A 19,913-nucleotide genomic window follows, 5' to 3' on the forward strand; every position below is an offset into this window, starting at 1 on the left:
ATGGCCGGGCGTACAGGGACTTCACGAAAGACCACGTCACGCGGCAAAGCACCAGCCAAGCCGCGGGCGCGCTCCACCGCGTCCAGAAAGCCCGCTCCCCGCAAGAGCAGCGGTGCGATCAGTGCTGTGTGGGGCGCCTTGGGACGTGGTGTCGGCAGCCTCGTGCGCACCGTCAGCCGTACTAAAGACCTGGATCCCGAACATCGCCGTGACGGGCTGGGGCTGCTGCTGATCGCACTCGCGGTCATCACCGGCGCCGGTGTGTGGTGGCAGGCCGGCGGGCCGGTCGGGCAGTGGGTCGACGTCGCGGTACGTAGCTCCGTCGGGTTCCCCGCCGTGATCGTGCCGGTGACGTTGCTCGGCATCGGCGTGACGTTGATGCGCACCGACCCGAAGCCGGACGCGCGGCCGCGGCTGATCATCGGCTCGTTGCTGATGATGATCGGCGTGCTCGGCATGTTCCACCTCATCGGCGGCCTGCCGATGGACCCGATCGAACGCCGCACCGCCGGTGGAGCGCTCGGCTATCTCGCCGGCGGGTTCCTGGCGCAGGGCCTCACGCCGTGGGTCGCCGGGCCGCTGCTGTTCCTGATCTTCGGGTACGGCCTGCTGGTCGTGACGCACACGCCGATCCGCCAGGCGCCCGAACGGATCCGCTCGCTGCTGCACCCCGGCACCAAGAACGACGAGGCTCCGTCCGACGAGGAAGAGGCCGAGGAGCCGAAGCCGGTCAAGCTGCGCCGCCCGTCCCGCCGTCGCCAGGCCGTGGCACCCGTGGAGGAGGAGCCGCAGGCCGAGCTTCCGCTGGAGGAGCCGGAGCCTGCCCCGAAGCCCGCGCCGAAGAAGGAGAAGGCCGCCGCCCCGGCGATGGCCGTGCGCGCGGTGGAGGGCGAGTACCAGCTGCCGCCGCCGGACGTCCTCAAGGACGGCGACGCGCCGAAGACCCGCAGCAAGGCGAACGACCTCATGATCGAGGCGATCTCCGGCGTGCTGGACCAGTTCTCGATCGACGCCCAGGTCACCGGCTTCACCCGCGGCCCGACGGTCACGCGCTACGAGGTCGAGCTCGGCCCCGGCGTGAAGGTCGAGAAGATCACCGCGCTGACCAAGAACATCGCGTACGCCGTGGCGACCGACAACGTGCGACTGCTGGCGCCGATCCCCGGCAAGTCGGCGGTCGGCATCGAGGTGCCGAACAGCGACCGCGAGATGGTGCGCCTCGGTGACGTGCTGCGCGCGGGGTCCACGGTCAAGGACACGCACCCGATGGTGATCGGCCTCGGCAAGGACATCGAGGGCCACATGGTCACCGCGAACCTGACGAAGATGCCGCACCTCCTGGTCGCGGGCTCCACGGGTTCCGGCAAGTCGTCGTTCGTGAACTCGATGCTGGTGTCGCTGCTGGCCCGCGCGACGCCCGACGAGGTCAGGATGATCCTTATCGACCCGAAGATGGTCGAGCTGACGCCGTACGAGGGCATCCCGCACCTGATCACGCCGATCATCACGCAGCCCAAGAAGGCGGCGGCGGCTTTGGCGTGGCTCGTCGAGGAGATGGAACAGCGCTACCAGGACATGCAGGTCAACCGGGTGCGTCACGTCGACGACTTCAACCGCAAGGTGAAGTCCGGCGAGATCAGCGCGCCACCGGGATCCGAGCGCGTCTACCGGCCGTACCCGTACATCATGGCGATCGTCGACGAGCTCGCCGACCTGATGATGACCGCGCCACGCGACGTGGAAGACGCGATCGTCCGCATCACGCAGAAGGCGCGTGCGGCCGGCATCCACCTCGTGCTGGCCACGCAGCGACCGTCCGTCGACGTCGTGACCGGTCTGATCAAGACGAACGTGCCGTCACGGCTGGCGTTCGCCACTTCTTCGTTGACGGACTCGCGGGTCATCCTGGACCAGCCGGGCGCGGAGAAGCTGATCGGCATGGGCGACGCCCTGTACCTGCCGATGGGCGCCTCGAAGCCGGTGCGCATTCAGGGTGCCTTCGTCGGCGACGAGGAGATCTCGGCGATCGTCGAGTTCACCAAGAACCAGGCCCAGCCCGAGTACACCGACGGTGTCACGGCGCAGAAGGCGGCGGAGAAGAAGGAGGTCGACGCCGACATCGGCGACGACCTGGAGCTGCTGGTGCAGGCGACGGAGCTGATCGTCACGTCGCAGTTCGGCTCGACGTCGATGCTGCAACGCAAGCTGCGCGTCGGGTTCGCGAAGGCGGGGCGCCTCATGGACCTGCTGGAGACCCGCGGGGTGGTCGGCCCGTCCGAGGGCTCGAAGGCACGTGAGGTGCTGATCAAGCCGGACGAGCTCGAGTCCGTGGTCTACCTGATGCGTGGAGGCGGCCCCGCCGACGTGGACGACGAGGACTGAACTACTTCAGGCCGGCCTGCTGGATGCTGCTAGCCGTGGACGACGCGCTGCCGCCGAACTCCCGGACCGCCTTGTAGTAGAGGTCCGCGGTCCACTTGCAGGCGAAGTTGCTGCCGCAGGACCGGTACATGTCGGCCTTGAAGTTGTTGTCGATGCGCAGCCGGTTCGCCTCGCTGAACCGCGACTGCCGCTTGTAGTTGCGGTAGCCGAAGTCGTGCCGGTAGCAGGACGGCAGGAACTTGAAGCCGAAGGGGTTGTCCGGCGAGTACGAACAGCCGTCGGACGACCAGTCGAGCTGGCCGGGGTAGGGCTGTTGTGCGCGCGCTGTTGTGAACTGGCCGATGGTCTTCGTGTAGAGGTAGTCGTCGGTCACCGCGACGATGTCCACGGCCTGAGCCGGGGCACCGGTGAAGATCAGGGTCAACGTCGCGGCGGCACCCACGAATGCCGAGCGCAGGGTCTTCGACATGGCGAGCTCCTCAGAGTGTGAGCAGGGTCTCGCCAGTTGTAGCGGGTGATCGACTGTCCTCGGTAGACACGATCTGATGAACGTCTGGTGATCATGTGCCAGCGATGTGACCGCATGCGATCGCTGTGGCTACACGAAGTTCGCGGGGTAGGCCGAGTGCGTGCAGCATCTCGTGGTCCGCTACTCCGCCGAGCAGACAGCCGCCGAGTTTCTGCTCGGCCAAACGGAGGCAGATGCTCTGGGCGGCAGCTCCGGCTTCGATCAGGCCGAAGCGCCCTGCTCGCTCTCCGTACTTGTCGAAGGCCTCGTTGTCTTTTAACACAAGCACTATCGCGAGCGGCGGCACTTCGGGGGTGCCGAGGATCTCCGCCAGGTTGTCCGGCGCTTCGGCGATGTCCTGCAGCGCGTGCCGGCGGATGTCGTAGCGGACCGCCCGGTTGTCGTGGAAGGCGTAGCAGTGCAACGGGTTCAGGCCGCCGGCGGACGGGAAGCTGTTGTCTCCCAGTGCGCCGAGGACCGTGCCGAGTTGCTTGTCCGTCAACGGCTTGTCCGCGAACTCCCGCGTGCTCTTCCTGGCCTGGAACAGCTTCTGCAGCCGGTCCTTGGGCTTCGGCAACGGCTGGGGCGCGGTCGGCAGTTCCAGCGGATCGATCAACGGCGGTTGCGGGCGGAAGTCGCGCAGCCGTTCGCCGAGCCTGCGCTGGTGCAGCGGGGAGAACCGGCTGGCGGCCCAGAAGTCGTTGAACACGCGTCACCCCAGCGGATGCGGTGCGGGATTGGGGAACACGCCCGGTGAGGCGTGCGGGTAGCGCCAGTGCAGCTCGCTCGCTCGGCCACCGAGGTGGGGCCAGCGGTGGTCGGCGTGCAGCGGCGCGAGGTCGGGGGAGAGGACGCGGACGCAGTGCAGCCCGACCGCGGACAGCTCCGGAGTGGTGAGTTCGCGGTAGGCGAGCCGGATGTCCGCGCGGTCCAAGGCGTGCACGAGTTCGGTCAGTTCCGCTTTGGTACCAAGGTGCTCGGCGTCGCGAGGTGGTTCCGTCTCGAAGCCGCCGAACCACGGCAGCGCGTCCCACTTCTCCGGGTGGGTTGCGTAATACACGGCGTGCTTGTCGAAGTCGGTGACGTCCTCGACGGGCTGGTCGCCGTTGCGCGCCAGCCACACCTCGATGAACACCGTGCCCTGCACCCACTCCTCGAAGGCCTTCCGCAACGCCTCCGCAACGGTTGCCCGGCAGGCGAGACCGAGCGTGGGGCGTGGCTTGCCTGCGATCGGCAGCGACCCGGCCACCGCGATCACCGGGTGCGGGCTGTAGGCGGGCGTGAGGTCGAAGGCCTGGGCACCGTGCGGAAGGTCGGCCGGGAACCGTTGCGGTGCAATGGAGTGCAGCCAGGTCGTGGTGAACGCGTCGCGCTCGACCAGTTCCTGAGCCGCTCTCAACAACGCGCTGGTGGTCGACGGACCGGCCGCGAGCCCCGACGAGGTCGCGGGCAGCCCGTAGGAGGCGTCGAGACCGACCAGTCCGGCGGGCACGCGGATCGGTTCGTTGTCCGGCAACGTCCACGCCCGCGTGTACCTCGTGTCGACGTATCCCTTGCGGTAGCGGTAGTCGCCCCGGACGCGTTGCTCGACCGTGTGCAGGCTGAAGTGTTCCAGCGGCCAGCACTCGCCGTCGGTGACGATCTCCAACGGCGAGCGCGCGGCGGCGTGCCGTTCCAACGCCTCGGCGATCGCCGCGACCTTCGACGTACCACCGGAAGTACCGCCGGTGGCGAACGGCTCCGGCACCGCGGCCCAGCCCTCGACGTCCACATCGGACAGACTGTGCGGCACGGGGTGCAGCTGTGACACCACGCCCTGCCGCCACCCGACCGCGCGCTCGATCAGCGCCTCCGCGACGGTCTTCACCGCTTGCTCCGGTAACGCCGCCAGAGCCAGTACCCGAACCCCAGCGCGCCGCCGATGTAGATCACCGACACGACGATCGTGAGCTCCGTGGCCGCGGCGATCGGCCCGAGCAGCATCAGCACGACGAACGGCTCGACGCACCACAGCAAGGCCCAGCCGAGCAGCCGCACCAGGCTCATCCACGGTTTCGGTGACCTGGCGATGAACCCGGCCGCGACCGCCCAGCCGAGCGCGACGACGAAGACGCCGAGCCACCAGCCCCAGTGGACGTCGAAGACCGCGCCCATCGTGAGGAACGGCAGCACGACGACCAGGAGCGGGAAGATCGCGGCGGGCAGGACGAGCGCGCTGCGGGGGCGTTCGAGTTCTTTGGTGTCCTGGTACAGCGCTTCCGGGATGTGCACGGCCGCGCCCACCGAAGTCACCGCGCAACAGCAACAACAGCAGCAACAGGTGGGTGTCGCGGCGTTGGCCGCGGCCGCACCCGGCGAGAACTGGTCAGGTAACCGGACCGCTGTCCCGTTCATGATTCCCCCAAGGAAGTGTGACGCGTCCGAACTCGACCTTCTGGCAGATCTCGCAGTCGGCCGCCGGCAGCACGCTCTCGCGCGTCGTCGTGAACTCGTCGAGGTTGACGGTCACGACCGCGTCGAGCAGCGCCAGCGAGCCGTTGCGGATGTTCTGAACGGCCTGCAGGGCAAGAGAGATCGGGAAGTCGAAGGACATCGCCGCCGGATGCGGGGGAGGTGGTGGATCCCCCCACCGCCGCCCCGCCCGCACCGCGAGACACGCCAGGCACGCGCCGGCACCGGGCACCACGAAGGGCCCGATCGCGGCGGTGTGGTGGTACGCGAGGTCCAGCAACAGGTGTGGGACCGTCGTTTCGCGCGCCACCTCGACCAGGTCGACCAACGTGCCGGTCGTCCGCACGACGAGCAAGAGGTCTGGATCGTCGTTGTGCGGCAACCGCTCCACCAGCCCGGCGGGCGCCTGTCCGACGAACCGCGTGCCGACCCCCATCGGCAACGGCGAATCGGATGGCAACCCGGCCGGGCGGAGAGCGCCCAGGGTCCTCAGCTGGGCCACGTGCCGGCTGACCGGTTCCCCCAACCGGCTTTCGTCGACCGTTCGAGCCACTCCCCTCAAAACTGGCTCGAACAGTCCCGCCAGCGCCACGGCCACCGCCCTGGGCAGGTCAGGAATCAGGTACGCGAGATCAGCTCCCGCGTACACGACAAGGCCTTCATCTCTTACTTGGGCGTGCCACGCGGGATCAGCGACCAGGCTCATCTTCGTCCCCCTGTTTCAGGAAGTTCACGATCTCCTGCTCGCTCGGCAGATCACCGGCCGGATCCATGAGGTTCTCGGCGATCGGCGGCAACGGCTGCTCGGCCCAGGCGGGCTGGTAGTCGTCGCTGGGCAGCAACCCGTGCCGTGACGCGAACTCCTCCGCCGCGTCCCGGATCGACTCGCGCAGCGTGCCCACCACCGCGGTCTCCGCCGTGTAGGTCAGCTCGACCAGCAACGCCCGCACGTTCTCGAGCTGGTTCTCGTCACCGGCCTTGCGCGCCAGCTCCGGCCAGAACTGCCGCTCGAACAACCGCACGAAGTCCGCCGCCACCGCGTCCGTCGCCGTGCGCAACCGGGTGAAGCTGTCCATGACGTCATCGCTGGGCACCCTCAGACCGGCGAGCCTTCCGCCCGCTTCGAGTGCCCAGCGACGCGTGTGCGGCCATCCGTACTTCCACCGCACCAAGCCCAACCGCATAGCCCGGAGGAGGAGTCGCGGTTGGACGTCTCCCGTCGGAATCAGGTGCTTGATGTCGCGCACCTTGATCCGAACCCAGTCGTCGGGCCCCTCGGCCTCGCTGAAGCCGAGAACCGCGGCGACCGACTCGCCCTTTTCGCGTGCCGTGATCAGCTCGGCGATCGCGGGCAGCGAGAACCCCCGCTGCTGCAACCGCTGCACCAACGTCAACCGCTCGACGTGCGAGGCGTCGTAGTACGCCACGCGTCCCTGCCGTCTCGGCGCGTGCAGCACACCCTTCGTCTGGTACATGCGAATGGTGCTGCTGGGCAGGCCGATCCGGGCAGCGAGCTCGTCGACGGTCAGCGATTCGGGCACACCGCAGATCTTGGTGCGCCACGGTTAGTCGAGTCAAGACTCTTCGAGTAATTACTCGAAGAGTTACAACTCCAGGAGCATCCGGCTGTTGCCGAGCGTGTTCGGCTTCACGTAGCTGAGGTCCAGGAACTCGGCCACGCCCTCGTCGACGCTTCGCATGATCTCCTCGTAGACCTCGGGACTCACCGGAGTGCCCTCGATCTCGATGAAGCCGTGCTTGTTGAAGAACTTGGTCTCGAACGTGAGCACGAAGATGCGCGCGAGCTCGAGCTCCTTGGCCGTCGCGATGAGCTGCGCCACGATCCGGTGCCCGACACCCCTGCCCAGTGCCGTGGGCGAGACGGCGACGGAACGGATTTCGGCCAGGTCCTCCCACATCACGTGCAGGGCGCCGCAGCCGAGCAGCTCGCCGTCCTCCTCCGCCACCCAGAACTCCTGGACCGCCTCGTACAGCGTGACCAGCGGTTTGGTCAGCAGGACCTTGCCGGCATACCCGTCGATCAACGCCTTCATGGCGCGCACATCGCTGGTGCGGGCGCGCCGCACTACTACCCCACTGGTCACAACCGTCAAGTATGAGGTGGGCACGATTCCGGTCTGACAGCCCGACCCGGTTACTCTGAGCACCGTGTCTTCTCCCACCACTCCGCGACGTGTGTCGCTGCTGACCCTGGGCTGCGCCCGCAACGAGGTCGACTCCGAAGAACTCGCCGGACGCCTCGGCGAGGGCGGTTGGGAGCTGGTGGACGAAGGCGCGGACGTCGTCGTCGTCAACACGTGCGGCTTCGTCGAGCAGGCGAAGAAGGACTCGGTCGACACGCTGCTCGCCGCGTCCGACACCGGCGCCAAGGTCGTCGCGGTCGGATGCATGGCTGAGCGGTACGGCAAGGAGCTCGCGGACAGCCTCCCGGAGGCGGCCGCGGTCCTCGGCTTCGACCAGTACAACGACCTGGCCGAGCGTCTTCAGGACGTGCTGCACGGCAAGCCCGTCGAGTCGCACGTGCCGGTGGACCGCCGCACGCTGCTGCCGATCACGCCGGTCAAGCGCCAGGAAGCCAGCAAGGACGTCCAGGTGCCCGGCCACGGCTGGGGGCCGACCAAGGTCCAGCGCAGGCGCCTCGACGACGCTCCCGTGGCGCCGTTGAAGATCGCGTCCGGTTGTGATCGCCGGTGTAGCTTCTGCGCCATCCCGAGTTTCCGCGGCGCGTTCGTGTCGCGGCACCCGGACGAGATCGTGTCCGAGGCCATGTGGCTCGCCGAGAACGGCGTCAAGGAGCTGTTCCTCGTCAGCGAGAACTCGACGAGCTACGGCAAGGACCTGCCGCGCGAGCAGGGCGCCCTCGAGCAGCTCCTCCCGCGGCTGGCGTCCATCCCGGGCGTCGAGCGGGTGCGGGTCAGCTACCTGCAGCCGGCCGAGACCAAGCCGTCGCTGGTGGCCGCCATCGCGAAGACCGACAAGGTCGCGAACTACTTCGACATGTCGTTCCAGCACTCCAGCGAGAACGTGCTGCGGCGCATGCGCCGGTTCGGCGACACCGACAGCTTCCTCAAGCTCGTGTGGCAGATCCGCGAGCACGCTCCCGAGGCCGGCATCCGCAGCAACTTCATCGTGGGCTTCCCCGGTGAGACCGAGGCGGACCTGCAGGAGCTCGAGCGTTTCCTCACCGAGGCGCGGCTCGATGCGGTCGGCATCTTCGGCTACTCCGACGAGGACGGCACGGAGGCCGAGGAGCTCGACGGCAAGCTCGACGCGGACACCATCGCGGAGCGCGTGCAGCGGATCGGCAACCTCGTCGAGGAGCTGACGAGCCAGCGCGCCGAGGACCGGGTGGGCGACGAGGTCGTCGTGCTGATCGAGCACGAGGAGGACGAGGAGAGCGACTGCGTCGGCAGGGCCGAGCACCAGGCGCCCGAGGTCGACGGCGAATGCATCGTGCTCGAAGCCGAGGGGCTCAAGCGCGGCGACTTCGTGCGTTGCCGCGTGGTCGACTCCGAGGGCGTCGACCTGGTCGTAGAGGTCATCGCGACATGACTGAGGCCAGGAAGGTCCCGCTGCTCAACGTCGCCAACATCCTCACGATGGCGAGGCTGGCGCTCGTTCCGGTCTTCCTGTTCTCCCTGTTCGAAGCGGGCGGCTTCGACACCACGTGGCGTCTCATCGCGTTCGGGATCTTCGCCGTCGCGAGCTTCACCGACCACATCGACGGCACCCTCGCCCGCAAGCACGGCCTGATCACCGACTTCGGCAAGATCGCGGACCCGATCGCGGACAAGGCGCTGACCGGGTCCGCGCTGGTCGGCCTGAGCATCCTCGACGTGCTGCCGTGGTGGATCACGATCGTCATCGCCGTGCGCGAGGTCGGCGTGACGCTGCTGAGGTTCTGGGTGATCCGCTACGGCGTGATCCCCGCCAGCCGTGGCGGCAAGGCCAAGACGCTGGCCCAGGTCATCGCGATCGGGCTGTTCGTGCTCCCGACGAACGACGTGGTGCAGCTCATCGCGTGGGCGATCATGGTCGTCGCGCTGGTTCTCACCGTCGTCACGGGAATCGACTACGTCGTCCGAGCGTTCAAGTTGAAGGCAAGAGCAGGTCGGGCGGTGCTGTGACCAGCGTCGTCGAGCTGCTCGAAGCGAGGCACCAAACCGTCGCCACGGCCGAGTCGCTGACCGCGGGTCTGCTGTGCGCGACGATCGTCGACACACCGGGGGCGAGTGCCGTGGTCCGCGGTGGGTTGATCGTCTACGCGACCGAGCTCAAGCACGAGCTCGCGGGCGTGGATCAGCAGTTGCTCGACGAGCACGGCGCCGTGCATCCCGAGGTGGCGATCCAGCTGGCCGAGGGTGCCAGGAACCGGTGCAAATCGGACTGGGGAATCGGACTGACCGGGGTCGCCGGCCCCGATCCGCAGGACGGAGTCGCTCCGGGGACGGTCCACATCGGCTTGAGCGGACCTGGAGTGTCCACAGTGCGGACAATCACGGTGAGTGGTGACAGAAAAGCGGTGCGTTTCACCGCCGTGGAAAAAGCGCTGGTCCTGCTGTCGGAATACCTGCTGATGACCGGGGACGGGAACAAACGATGACTCGGCGTTCGTTCGCCCTTGGCGGACGTGTTCGGAAGTCACTGCCCGTTGTCGGTGTCGATCGGTAACGTAGGGACACGGCCGGCCGGAAGGAGGCGCGCGATGACCGTGCTGCTACGCGAGGCGATCGGTGATCGACTTCGCCATGCCCGCACCAACCAACGCCGCACGCTGCGCGAGGTCTCTCGGACCGCCCGCGTGAGCCTGGGGTACCTGTCCGAGGTGGAACGCGGCCGCAAAGAGGCGTCCAGCGAACTCCTCTCGGCCATCTGTGACGCGTTAGAGCTGCCGCTGTCCGAACTGCTGCACCACGTCGCCTCCGACATCGGCGCCGTCCAGCAGACGCCGGACACGGTGCCGGACACCGTTCCAGACGGACGAACGGAACGCGGGAAGCTGGAGGGTGGCCGTGTGCTGCCGTCCACGCTGTCGGACGACCTGTCCGACCTGCGCCTGCAGCCGATGCTCAGTCACCGCCTCACCAGCAAGATCGGCGAGGCTCCCAAGGCAGTGGTTGCTGCCTGAACCCACTACTCACTCGACCCCGTGCTCACTCAGGGCGGCTCATGCTCACGGAGAGCATGAGCCGTTCTTCGTTCGGTAACTTTGGGGGACACCCCCCAAACCCCCAGGCCGCCGGCGAACGGGGTCGCTGGCATTCGGGTGATTCGGTCCGAAGCTGTGGCCGCCGCCACGTGACGGTCTGCAACAAGATTGCCCCTTCGTACGTTCACCATGCAACGACGCCAGCAACGCTGAACGGCAGGCAACGGCTTGGCCACAGCACGTTGGGTCACCGCGTCTCGGGGCGCGGGTGCGGGCAGGATTGGCACGTCGTCAGGCGTGTGTACTCCTAAGTCCCGGGGTGGGTCAGGGTGTTCCCGGATATCTCCCCGTGTCGGTGGATACGCCGACGCACAATTGAGACGATGGATCCAACACCGGCACCGAGAAGGCAGGCGTAGGAGATGGCCAGTCCGTTCGTGAAGTTCTGGAAGTACCTGATGGCGTCGTTCTCGTCGAAGATCGACGAGCACGCTGACCCGAAGGTGCAGATCCAGCAGGCCATCGAGGAGGCGCAGCGTCAGCACCAGGCGCTCTCTCAGCAGGCCGCGGCCGTGATCGGCAACCAGCGGCAGCTGGAGATGAAGCTGAACCGCCAGCTGGGCGACGTGGAGAAGCTGCAGGCCTCCGCCCGTCAGGCACTCGTCCTCGCGGACGAGGCGCGCTCCAAGGGGGACGAGCAGAAGGCGACGCAGTTCGAGAACGCCGCGCAGAGCTTCGCCACCCAGCTCGTCACCGCCGAGCAGGGCATCGAGGACCTCAAGACGCTGCACGACCAGTCGCTGCAGGCCGCCGCACAGGCCAAGCAGGCCGTCGAGCGCAACTCGATGATGCTGCAGCAGAAGCTGGCCGAGCGCACCAAGCTCCTCAGCCAGCTGGAGCAGGCCAAGATGCAGGAGCAGGTCTCCGCGTCGCTGACCCAGATGAGCGAGCTCGCCGCGCCGGGCAACGTGCCGTCGCTGGAAGAGGTTCGCGACAAGATCGAGAAGCGCTACGCGACCGCGATCGGGTCCGCCGAGCTCGCTCAGAACTCGGTGCAGGGCCGCATGCTCGAGGTGCAGGCCTCGACCACGCAGATGGCCGGTTCGTCGCGGCTCGAGCAGATCCGCGCGTCCATGCACGGCGGCCAGGCCAGCACGCCGCCGCAGGTGACCGCCGGCAACAGCGCCGCCGCGCAGATCCAGGCCGAGATCGCCCAGCGCGTCCAGCAGGAGCAGAAGACCACGCAACAGCAGGTCCCGCCGGCTCAGAACTGAGCGGGATCGGAGGAGTCAGCAGGTGATCATGGAGCCCTGGAGAAACCGTCCCAACAACGAGATCGTCCGCAAGGTCGTCAACGAGTTGGGTGCGTCGCTCCAGGGCCACCCGCTGGCCGAGCAGGCGCGGTACCGCCTGCAGAAGTGGAACGACCCGGTCGCCAAGCTCGAACGCAGGCGCAAGCGCACCAACGCCGTGCTCACGTTCTGGCTGGCACTGATCACGATCTTCGGCACGCTCGCCGTCTTCGGCTTCACCGGCGTGCTCGGCACGTGGGCCGCGGTCGGCGGCACGATCGGTGCGGCCGTGCCCGGTCTGCTCGCCGTGCGCAGCGGGTTCAAGCTGCGTGAGCTGAGTGCCGCCCGGCAGCGGCTGGCGTTGTCGCCGCCACCACCGCCCCGGCCGCCGTTGCCCGCGCACGTCTCGTCCGCGCGCGTGCCGATGGAGAAGCTCCATGGCGCCGAGGACACGATGAACCAGCTGCTCGTGCAGCTCGACTCGCCCGCCCTCACGTCGATGCCGACCGAGTCCGTCCAGCACGCCCGTCAGACGGCCCAGGAGGCCTCCTCGGCGATCCGTGCGGTGTCGGCGCAGCTGCAGGCCGTGGAGCGCGCACGTGACACGGCACCGCCGCTGGAGCGCGCGTCGTTGGTCGAGGGCGTGCGGGTGCTCAGGATCCAACTGGCGGACGGCGTGGACCGCTACTGTGCGTTGGTGGCCGCCGCCGGACAGGCGCTGGCGGCGAGCACGCAGTTCCAGGACCCGCGCGAGGTTTTGGACGACGCCACCGATCACATGGCGGGTCTCGCGTCTGCGATGCGAGACGTGTCAGGCTATTCAGCGTACTGAATGTGACGCTCTGTAATCGCATGCGCCTATTCGGCGAGTCTCTCTAGAGATCTTTAGGGCAATCGTGTGATTATCAGACCGTTATCTAGCCGTAGCCACTACATGGCGTGGCAGGATTCCGGGGCCGGTCTGCGGGAAGTCCGGCTGAATTGCCGGGAGGCAGTGCGTTGGCGTTGTGGACCGTGCACGGGGACGGTCGGATCACCGACAGTGAAACCGTCGCACCCCAGGAACGGGTGAGCTGGCCGCTCACCATCGGGTTCGGAGTGCAGCACCTGGTCGCCATGTTCGGCGCGACGGTGCTCGTTCCCACCGCCACCGGTCTCCCCGTCGCCACCACTCTGCTGTTCTCCGGCCTGGGCACACTGCTGTTCCTGGTGATCACCAAGAACCGCGTCCCGAGCTACCTGGGCTCGTCGTTCGCCTTCGTGGCGCCGCTGGTGGCCGCGCGCGAGCAGGGCATGGCGGCCCAGCTGGGCGGTGTCGTCGCCGCGGGTCTGCTGGTGATCGTCGTCGGCATCGCGGTCAAGGCGCTGGGCGTGCGGCTGCTGGAGTCGGTCATGCCGCCGGTCGTCACCGGTGCCGTCGTGATCATCATCGGCCTGAACCTCTCGCACCAGGCCACCTCGAACTTCGCCGAGCAGCCGTTGCTGGCCGCCATCACGACCGCGGTGATCCTGCTGGCCGGCGTGCTGGGCCGCGGGTGGCTGTTCCGGTTCTCGATCCTGGTGGGCTTCCTCGGGGTGTGGATCGGCGGCCTGCTGTTCGGCGCCGTGCCCGAGTCCAAGTTCGACGCGCTGCGGGACGCCGCGTGGGTGGGCCTGCCGCAGCTGCACCAGCCAGAGCTCCGGCCGTCCGTGGTGCTGCTGATGCTGCCCGTGGTGATCGTGCTGGTGGCCGAGGTCGTCGGGCACGTGAAGGCGGTCGCGGCGCTGACCGGCCGCAACCTCGACGGCAGCGTGGGCGACGCGATCATCGCGAACGGGCTGTCGACCGCGTTGTCCGGCCTGGGCGGCGGCGCCGGGACGACGACGTACTCCGAGAACATCGGCGTGATGGCCGTGACGCGGATCTACACGACGGCGGCGTTCGCGTTCGCCGGTGTGTTCGCCACGCTGCTGGCGTTCTCCCCGAAGGCCATCGCGCTGTTCGGCACCATCCCGCCGGGCGTGCTCGGCGGCTGCACGCTGGTGCTCTACGGCCTGATCGTGCTGATCGGCGTGCGCATCTGGATGGACCGCGGCGTCGACCTGGCGAACCCGGCGAACGCGATGGTCGGGGGCGCGGCGCTGGTGGCCGGCGTCGGCGACCTGACCATCGAGATCGGCGAGCTCCAGATGGGCGGCATGGTGTGGGGCTCGCTGCTCGTCGTGATCCTGCATCCGATCATGCGCTGGCTGCGCGCTGCGCGCGGTAGTCAGTCTTAACCCGTTTGTGTGGTTTTCGTCCCTCCACTTCGGACCGATCCTGATTCCGGTCCACGGAGGGAGTTCGACCATGGTCGCCGCGTACTACGTGGTGTTGTTCACGGCCTGCGCGATCATCGCGGGCAGTCTCGTCGCGTCCCGCATCCGACTGCTGCGCCACCGCCGATGACGTCGCTGGTCTGGCTCATGGTGCCGCTCGCGATGATCGGCATCGTGCGCGTGTGCGTGGTTCTGGTGGCGGCCGACCTTTACGACCTGTCGTTGCACCGCTCGCGCCCGTTGCCTTACACGCCAACGGTTTGGGTGGTCATTCCGGCGTACAACGAGGAACTCTGCATCGCCCGTGCTGTTCAGTCTGTTTTGGACAGTTGTTACGCCGATGTGTCGGTGGTCGTGGTCGACGACGGTTCGACGGATGGCACTCTCGCTGCGTTGCAGGGCTTCGGTTCGCGTGTTCACGTTGTCTCGCAACGGAACAAGGGCAAGGCGGCGGCGATCAACACCGGCATGCGCCTGGTCGGTGACGGCCTGGTGATGGTGCTGGACGCCGACTCGACGCTGTCCCGTTCCGCTGTCTCCCGGATGGTCGCGCACTTCGCCGATCCGCTCGTGCTCGCCGCCGCGGCGAACGTGAAGATCGATTCGCCGCGCGGCGTGCTGGGCTGGGTGCAGCGCTTGGAGTACGCGGTGGTGCACCGGCTGAAGCAGGGCTACACGGTGTTCAACTGCGAGTACGTCATCGGCGGTGTGGGCTCGATGTTCCGCACGTCGATCGTGCGCGCGTGTGGCTACTTCGACACGGACACGATGACCGAGGACATCGACTTCTCGATGAAGATCCTGTCCGTGCGCGGCAACTTCAACTGGCGCATCATCTTCGCGGCCGACGCGATCGCGTACACCCAGGCCGTGCCGTCACTGCACGGCCTGCTGCGGCAACGGTTCCGCTGGAAGTTCGGCCGCTTGCAGGCGTTCTACAAGCACCGCTCGCTCTTCTTCGGCACGTCCTGCTCGCGCCTTCTGTCGTGGGTGCACCTGCCGTACACGGCGGCGGGGGAGGTGCTCGTGCTGTTCGAGCCCCTCTTCATCTACGTGGTCATCAGCGCAACGCTCCAGACGGGCTGGTTCACCGGCATTCTGTTGCTGTGCGCGGTCTACACGGGCGTTGCGTTCTTCACCATCATCGGTGACCTGACCGAACCGTGGCGGGCCAAGGCGCCGTTGCTCGCCTTGGCGCCGTTGGCCTACCCGCTGCTGATGGTGATCGTGTTCGTGGACTTCGTGGCCGTGCTGCGCTCACTGCTGACCGTGCTGCGCGGCTACCGTCCGGTCGGCCGTTGGGAACACGTCGAGCGCACGCTCACTTCAGTGCCCGGTTGATCCTGCTGACCAGCCCAGGGCCTTCGTAGATGAACCCGGTGTAGATCTGCACGAGGCTCGCGCCTGCGTCGATCATGCGCTTGGCGTCGTCGGCGGTCGCGATGCCGCCGACGCCGATGACCGGCAGCTCGCTGTTCTTGGTGATGAACCGCACCACGTCGTTCGCCCGCTGGGTGAGGGGCCTGCCGCTGAGGCCGCCGGTCTCGCCCTGGTGCACGCTCGTGAGGCCTTCACGGCTGAGCGTGGTGTTCGTGGCGATGAGGCCCTTGATGCCGTTGTCGAGACACACCTGGATGACCTCTTCGATGGCGTCGTCGGTGAGGTCCGGCGCGATCTTGACCAGCATCGGCTTGTCGGTGGCCCGCGTCAGCGCCTGCACCAGCTCGGTCAGCGCGCCCTTGTCCTGGAGGCTGCGCAGGCCGGGAGTGTTGGGCGAGCTGACGTTGATCGCGTAGTAGTCGCCGTGGTCCTTCAGGGCGTTGAGCGAGTTCAGGTAGTCCTGCACGGCGTCCTCGACCGGCGTGATCTTGGACTTGCCGAGGCTGATGCCCAGCGGGGTGTTGAGCCCGGTCTTGTCGAGCTTCCGCGCGAGCGCTTGCGCACCCGCGTTGTTGAAGCCCATCCGGTTGATGATCGCCTCGTCCTCGCGCAACCGGAACAGCCGCGGCTTCGGGTTGCCCGGCTGCGCGTGCCAGGTGACGGTGCCGACCTCGACGAACCCGAACCCCAGCGCACCCCACGCCGGCAGCGCCCGCCCGTCCTTGTCCAGGCCCGCCGCGAGCCCCACCGGGTTGGGGAACCTGATGCCGAACACCGTGCGCGGGTTGTTCTGGTTGCGCGCGAACTTCGCCAACGGGCTGAGCCGGGCCATGACGTTGAGCGTGGTCTCGTGGACCCGCTCCGCGTCGCCGCCGTGCATCCCGAACAACGCCCTGCGAACCACCTGCTTGTAAACCACGCGCCCACCCTATAACGCCTGCTCAGGGTGGGCGCGCGGTGCTCTAGTGGCGTGGCTCGCAACGTTGCCGTGCGAATTCGCGGTCAGATGCCCTGCTGAGCGTGAATTCACCAGCGACGAACGTTGTCATCGGCTGGCTCACGTAGATGGTTGCCGACTTCCGGCAACGCCGTTACGCGCTGCATCATGGCGACATGGGGGATCTCACGGCGGAAGCGCGCGCTGTGCTCGCGGAGGGTGCCACACCGCAGGAGGCGTTCATCGCGCTCTGGCGGCCGGACAGGCCCTACTACGACGTGACCTTGGCTGTCTGCGTGGCGGTGGGCAACTCGGTCGAGAACGCGGTCCGGCGCCTCGAGCCGCGGTCCAACTGGGGCGACGAACCGGAAGCGGGTGACGTCGAGCTCTGGGCCGGCGTGCTGGAGGCGGCCGGGTACTTCGACCTGCAGGCCGAACTGTCCGCGGAGCAGCAGTCGATCGCGGCGGAGCTGTGGCTGGCCTTCCAGGAACTGTTGCCGATGCCGTCCGGACTGGGCCACCACTTCCTGCGGCTGATGGACGCGGGCCACCTCGACGAGGCGCGTCAGGAGCTCGCGGAGCTGCGTCACCGACGCCGTTAGGACGGCTTGGGCACCTTGATCGTGGCCTGCTCGTCCAGCGGCATCCTCGGCTTGGTCCGGAACGTCACCGGCAACGCCCGCAGCCCGCGGCTCCCCAGCGACACCCGCCACCCCAGCGGCGCGGAGGTGTCCAGCGTCAGGCCGGCGCAGCGGTTCAGCAGCGTCCGGAACGCCACCTCGCCCTCCAGCCGCGCCAGCGGCGCGCCGAGGCAGAAGTGGATGCCGTGCCCGAACGCCAGGTGCTGCCGGTCGGCCCGCTCGATGTTGAGCTGGTCGGCCCGCGGGTACCGGGCGCTGTCGTGTTCGGCGGAGGCCAGGGACAGCAGCACGACGTCGCCGGCCGGGATCTGCACGCCGCCGATGGTCAACGGTTGCGCGGCGAACCGCAGCAGGTGCGAGGTCGGGCCGTCGAACCGCAGGAACTCCTCGATGGCGCCGGGCAGCATTGACGACGAGCGTTGCAGCAGTTCGAGCTGTTCCGGGTCGCGCAGCAACGCCAGCACGCCGTTGCCGACCAGGTCGACGGCGGTCGTGTAGCCCGCCACGAGCAGCAGGAACGCCAGCGAGGCCAGTTCGCTGTCGGTCAGCGCTGCCTCACCGGTCGCCCGAGCCAGGGCACCGATCAGGTCGTTGTCGCCGGACGTCCGCTTGTGCGCCACGAGGTCACGCAGGTAGCCGGAGGTCTCCTCACGCGCCGAGGCCGCGTCGCCGTCGGCCAGCCCCGTGACCACGTCCGACCAGTAGCGGAAGTTCTCCTGGTCGACGGCCGGAACGCCGAGCAGCTCCATGATCACGGTGATCGGCAGCGGCGCCGCGAAGTCGCGGATCAGGTCGCAGCTCCCGGAGTCGGCGAAGGAGTCGGCGAGCGAGTCCGCCAGCTGCTCGATGCGGGGGCGCAGCGCGGCGATGCGGCGCGGGGTCAGTTCGCTCGACACCGCGCGTCGCAGCCGGGTGTGGTCTGGCCCGTCGCTGTTCATCATGTGGTCCGAGAGATCGCCGAACCACCACGAGGCGAAGTGCGGATGCCCGCGCAGTGGCTCGGCGAGCGCTGAGCCGTGCGAGGACAGCAGCGGGTTGTCCAACGCGGCGCGCACGTCGGGGTAGCGGGTCACGAGCCACATCGGCACCCCGAGGGTCTCGACCCGGTGCACCGGGCCTGACTCGCGCAGGCTTTTCAGCACCGAGTACGGGTCGTCGGTGTAGCCCGGGCGCAGCGCATCCAGATTTACCGCCATGTCGAGGGACACGGCCAGGAGAGCGCCGCGGTTCAACCGGACTGGCATTTTGGGCAGAAGTACACAAATCTGGTGTCGAACTCGCCCGATCGGACTCTTGTGCCGCAACGCAAACAGGGTTTGCCGGTGCGCTCGAAAACGTAGTGCTGGACGCGCCGGTCACCGGTCGTGATCTGTTCCGGCCGCCACTGGTTCGCCTGCAACAGCTTGCGTGACAACGCAACTGCACGTGAGGCGTCCACAGATGACACAGGTGCTGTCGGGAGAACGCCTAACAGGAAACAAACTTCCGCACGGTAGAGATTTCCCACGCCGGCCATCACGCGCTGGTCCAACAATGCGATGCCGACCGGTCGCGAAGGATCCTCGGTCAACCGCCGAACGGCCTCAGCGGCGTCGAACTCCGGCGAAAGCAGATCCGGCCCAAGATGCGAAATCAGCTCATCTTCTCGGGCGGTCGGCAGGAACTCCAGGTCGTGCAACGCGAATCCGATGGCTTGCCGATCGTCGACCTCGAAGACCGCGCGAGCCTGGTGTGCGGGCCGTCGCCAGCGCTCGCCGGGTCGGTAGAGGTGCCACGAGCCGTCCATCCGGAAGTGGCTGTGCAGGCTGTTGCCGTCGGAGAACCTCGTGAACATGCGCTTGCCGTACGTGCGCACGCCGAGGACGTCCAGCCCGGCCAGTTCCAGCGTGGAAAGTCGAGGGTGCCGCAGCTCGGCGCGCAGCAGGGTCTTCCCGGCCAGCGCCTCGTGCATCCGATGGCCGGCCAGGAAGACGGTGTCACCCTCAGGCATCCACCGCTTCCTGGATCTCGTCGTCGTCGAAGTCGTGGTGCACCGCGCGGCGGCGGCTGCGCGAGATGCGCTGGATGCGCGCCAACAGCAGGTTGAACGCCAGCGCCACCTCACGCGCGCCCGGCGTGCCCCACTCGTGGATCGGCATGCACGCGCCCTGAGCCTGCTGCACCGCGAGCCGGTCCGGCAGCGCCACCGGCATCACCAGCGGGCCGAAGATGTCGCGCAGCTCCTCGATGCGGAACTGGTGCTCGTGCGAGCGCGGACGCACCCGGTTCACCACGACGCCCAACGGCTGCAGGTCGGCGTTGTTGCTCTCACGCTCGTTCTGCACCGCCTCGAACGCGCGCTGCACGCCTGCCACCGCGAACATCGTCGGTTCGGTGACCAGCAGCGCGCGATCGGCCGCCACCAGCGCCGACCGGGTCAGCTGGCCCAGCGACGGCGGGCAGTCGAGCAGCACGAGCTGGTACGGGAACTCGTCGTACATGTCCCGCAACGTGCGCAACGCGTCTTTCAGACGGTGCAACCGCGACTCGTTCGGATCCGGGTGGTTGAGCAGCTCGGCGTCCTCGGACCCGGACAGCACGTCGATGCCGTCGCCCCACCTGCTCGGCCGGATCGCTTCTTCCAGGTTCTCCTCGGAGGGGACCTGGAGGACGTCGTAGATGCTTGCCTTGGACTCCTCGGGTTCCAGCGTCGACGTGGCGTTGCACTGCGGGTCTAGGTCGATCACCAGCGTGCGAACGCCACGACGGAGAGCGGCCGAGGCGAGGCCGAGGACCACCGTCGTCTTGCCGACGCCTCCCTTGAGGCTGAGCACGGACACCGTATGCACAGACCTACTCTAGGGTCTCCTACTCT

At 67.8% G+C, this 19,913-nt stretch carries 21 protein-coding genes; 10 read left to right on the forward strand and 11 right to left on the reverse strand.

Going from position 1 to position 19,913, the window contains the following annotated elements; translation table 11 throughout:
- Complete coding sequence (locus tag ACWGE0_RS32615) at positions 1-2,382, forward strand: DNA translocase FtsK 4TM domain-containing protein (RefSeq protein ID WP_452264750.1); 2,382 nt, start codon at positions 1-3, stop codon at positions 2,380-2,382.
- A 1-nt stretch (position 2,383) separates the two neighbouring features.
- Here ACWGE0_RS32615 and ACWGE0_RS32620 read toward each other — a convergent pair whose 3' ends face one another.
- From ACWGE0_RS32620 to ACWGE0_RS32650, 7 genes are all read right to left on the reverse strand, one after another.
- Positions 2,384-2,851, reverse strand: a complete 468-nt coding sequence (locus tag ACWGE0_RS32620) for a phospholipase (protein WP_452264751.1) — start codon at positions 2,849-2,851, stop codon at positions 2,384-2,386.
- A 91-nt stretch (positions 2,852-2,942) separates the two neighbouring features.
- Positions 2,943-3,599 (reverse strand): nitroreductase family protein, encoded by a 657-nt coding sequence (locus tag ACWGE0_RS32625; RefSeq protein ID WP_452264752.1) that lies wholly within the window; start codon positions 3,597-3,599, stop codon positions 2,943-2,945.
- Positions 3,600-3,602: 3 nt separating this feature from the next.
- Entirely contained in the window at positions 3,603-4,757 is a 1,155-nt protein-coding gene (locus ACWGE0_RS32630; protein WP_452264753.1) for a YcaO-like family protein, read from the reverse strand.
- Positions 4,754-5,182, reverse strand: coding sequence for a hypothetical protein (locus tag ACWGE0_RS32635; RefSeq protein ID WP_452264754.1), 429 nt, complete (start codon positions 5,180-5,182; stop codon positions 4,754-4,756). Before ACWGE0_RS32635 ends, ACWGE0_RS32630 begins: the two co-directional genes overlap by 4 nt.
- A 73-nt stretch (positions 5,183-5,255) precedes the next feature.
- Entirely contained in the window at positions 5,256-6,047 is a 792-nt protein-coding gene (locus ACWGE0_RS32640) for a hypothetical protein (RefSeq protein ID WP_452264755.1), read from the reverse strand.
- Entirely contained in the window at positions 6,031-6,882 is an 852-nt protein-coding gene (locus ACWGE0_RS32645; protein ID WP_452264756.1) for a MerR family transcriptional regulator, read from the reverse strand. Before ACWGE0_RS32645 ends, ACWGE0_RS32640 begins: the two co-directional genes overlap by 17 nt.
- A gap of 63 nt (positions 6,883-6,945) precedes the next feature.
- Entirely contained in the window at positions 6,946-7,446 is a 501-nt protein-coding gene (locus ACWGE0_RS32650; RefSeq protein ID WP_452264757.1) for an amino-acid N-acetyltransferase, read from the reverse strand.
- Between the two features lie 64 nt (positions 7,447-7,510).
- Here ACWGE0_RS32650 and rimO point away from each other — a divergent pair, with 64 nt between their 5' ends.
- The 8 genes from rimO to ACWGE0_RS32690 all read left to right on the forward strand — a co-directional run bounded on the left by rimO (position 7,511) and on the right by ACWGE0_RS32690 (position 15,442).
- Positions 7,511-8,914: a 30S ribosomal protein S12 methylthiotransferase RimO gene (rimO, locus tag ACWGE0_RS32655; RefSeq protein WP_452264758.1), complete on the forward strand. Its 1,404-nt coding sequence runs from the start codon at positions 7,511-7,513 to the stop codon at positions 8,912-8,914.
- Positions 8,911-9,489 carry a CDP-diacylglycerol--glycerol-3-phosphate 3-phosphatidyltransferase gene (gene pgsA, locus ACWGE0_RS32660; protein WP_452264759.1) on the forward strand — a complete coding sequence of 193 codons (579 nt, stop codon included), beginning with the start codon at positions 8,911-8,913 and terminating at the stop codon, positions 9,487-9,489. Before rimO ends, pgsA begins: the two co-directional genes overlap by 4 nt.
- Positions 9,486-9,965, forward strand: coding sequence for a CinA family protein (locus tag ACWGE0_RS32665; RefSeq protein ID WP_452264760.1), 480 nt, complete (start codon positions 9,486-9,488; stop codon positions 9,963-9,965). Before pgsA ends, ACWGE0_RS32665 begins: the two co-directional genes overlap by 4 nt.
- 102 nt (positions 9,966-10,067) lie before the next feature.
- Positions 10,068-10,490, forward strand: coding sequence for a helix-turn-helix domain-containing protein (locus ACWGE0_RS32670; protein WP_452264761.1), 423 nt, complete (start codon positions 10,068-10,070; stop codon positions 10,488-10,490).
- Positions 10,491-10,933: 443 nt separating this feature from the next.
- A complete protein-coding gene (locus tag ACWGE0_RS32675; protein ID WP_319968720.1) occupies positions 10,934-11,785 on the forward strand; it encodes a PspA/IM30 family protein in 852 nt (283 codons plus the stop codon).
- 28 nt (positions 11,786-11,813) lie between these two features.
- Positions 11,814-12,635: a phage shock envelope stress response protein PspM gene (gene pspM / locus ACWGE0_RS32680; RefSeq protein WP_452264762.1), complete on the forward strand. Its 822-nt coding sequence runs from the start codon at positions 11,814-11,816 to the stop codon at positions 12,633-12,635.
- A gap of 167 nt (positions 12,636-12,802) precedes the next feature.
- Positions 12,803-14,062, forward strand: coding sequence for a uracil-xanthine permease family protein (locus ACWGE0_RS32685; RefSeq protein ID WP_452264806.1), 1,260 nt, complete (start codon positions 12,803-12,805; stop codon positions 14,060-14,062).
- 165 nt (positions 14,063-14,227) lie between these two features.
- The gene (locus ACWGE0_RS32690) at positions 14,228-15,442 is read left to right on the forward strand and encodes a glycosyltransferase (protein ID WP_452264763.1); all 1,215 of its coding nucleotides are present in this window, start codon (positions 14,228-14,230) and stop codon (positions 15,440-15,442) included.
- On the opposite strand, the gene ACWGE0_RS32695 is transcribed toward ACWGE0_RS32690, so the two are convergent.
- Positions 15,423-16,400 carry a quinone-dependent dihydroorotate dehydrogenase gene (locus tag ACWGE0_RS32695; protein ID WP_452264764.1) on the reverse strand — a complete coding sequence of 326 codons (978 nt, stop codon included), beginning with the start codon at positions 16,398-16,400 and terminating at the stop codon, positions 15,423-15,425. The genes ACWGE0_RS32690 and ACWGE0_RS32695 overlap by 20 nt on opposite strands.
- A gap of 194 nt (positions 16,401-16,594) precedes the next feature.
- Between ACWGE0_RS32695 and ACWGE0_RS32700 the strand changes: the two genes are divergently transcribed.
- The gene (locus ACWGE0_RS32700; protein WP_452264765.1) at positions 16,595-17,020 is read left to right on the forward strand and encodes a hypothetical protein; all 426 of its coding nucleotides are present in this window, start codon (positions 16,595-16,597) and stop codon (positions 17,018-17,020) included.
- Here ACWGE0_RS32700 and ACWGE0_RS32705 read toward each other — a convergent pair.
- The 3 genes from ACWGE0_RS32705 to ACWGE0_RS32715 are packed head-to-tail and all read right to left on the reverse strand — an operon-like array spanning position 17,017 to position 19,887.
- A complete protein-coding gene (locus ACWGE0_RS32705) occupies positions 17,017-18,303 on the reverse strand; it encodes a cytochrome P450 family protein (RefSeq protein ID WP_452264766.1) in 1,287 nt (428 codons plus the stop codon). The genes ACWGE0_RS32700 and ACWGE0_RS32705 overlap by 4 nt on opposite strands.
- Complete coding sequence (locus tag ACWGE0_RS32710) at positions 18,288-19,049, reverse strand: DNA-formamidopyrimidine glycosylase family protein (protein ID WP_452264767.1); 762 nt, start codon at positions 19,047-19,049, stop codon at positions 18,288-18,290. The genes ACWGE0_RS32705 and ACWGE0_RS32710 overlap by 16 nt, the downstream gene beginning before the upstream one ends.
- Positions 19,042-19,887 carry a ParA family protein gene (locus ACWGE0_RS32715; protein WP_319968712.1) on the reverse strand — a complete coding sequence of 282 codons (846 nt, stop codon included), beginning with the start codon at positions 19,885-19,887 and terminating at the stop codon, positions 19,042-19,044. Before ACWGE0_RS32715 ends, ACWGE0_RS32710 begins: the two co-directional genes overlap by 8 nt.
- Positions 19,888-19,913: the final 26 nt, after the last annotated feature.

The organism is Lentzea sp. NPDC054927, from assembly GCF_053610285.1.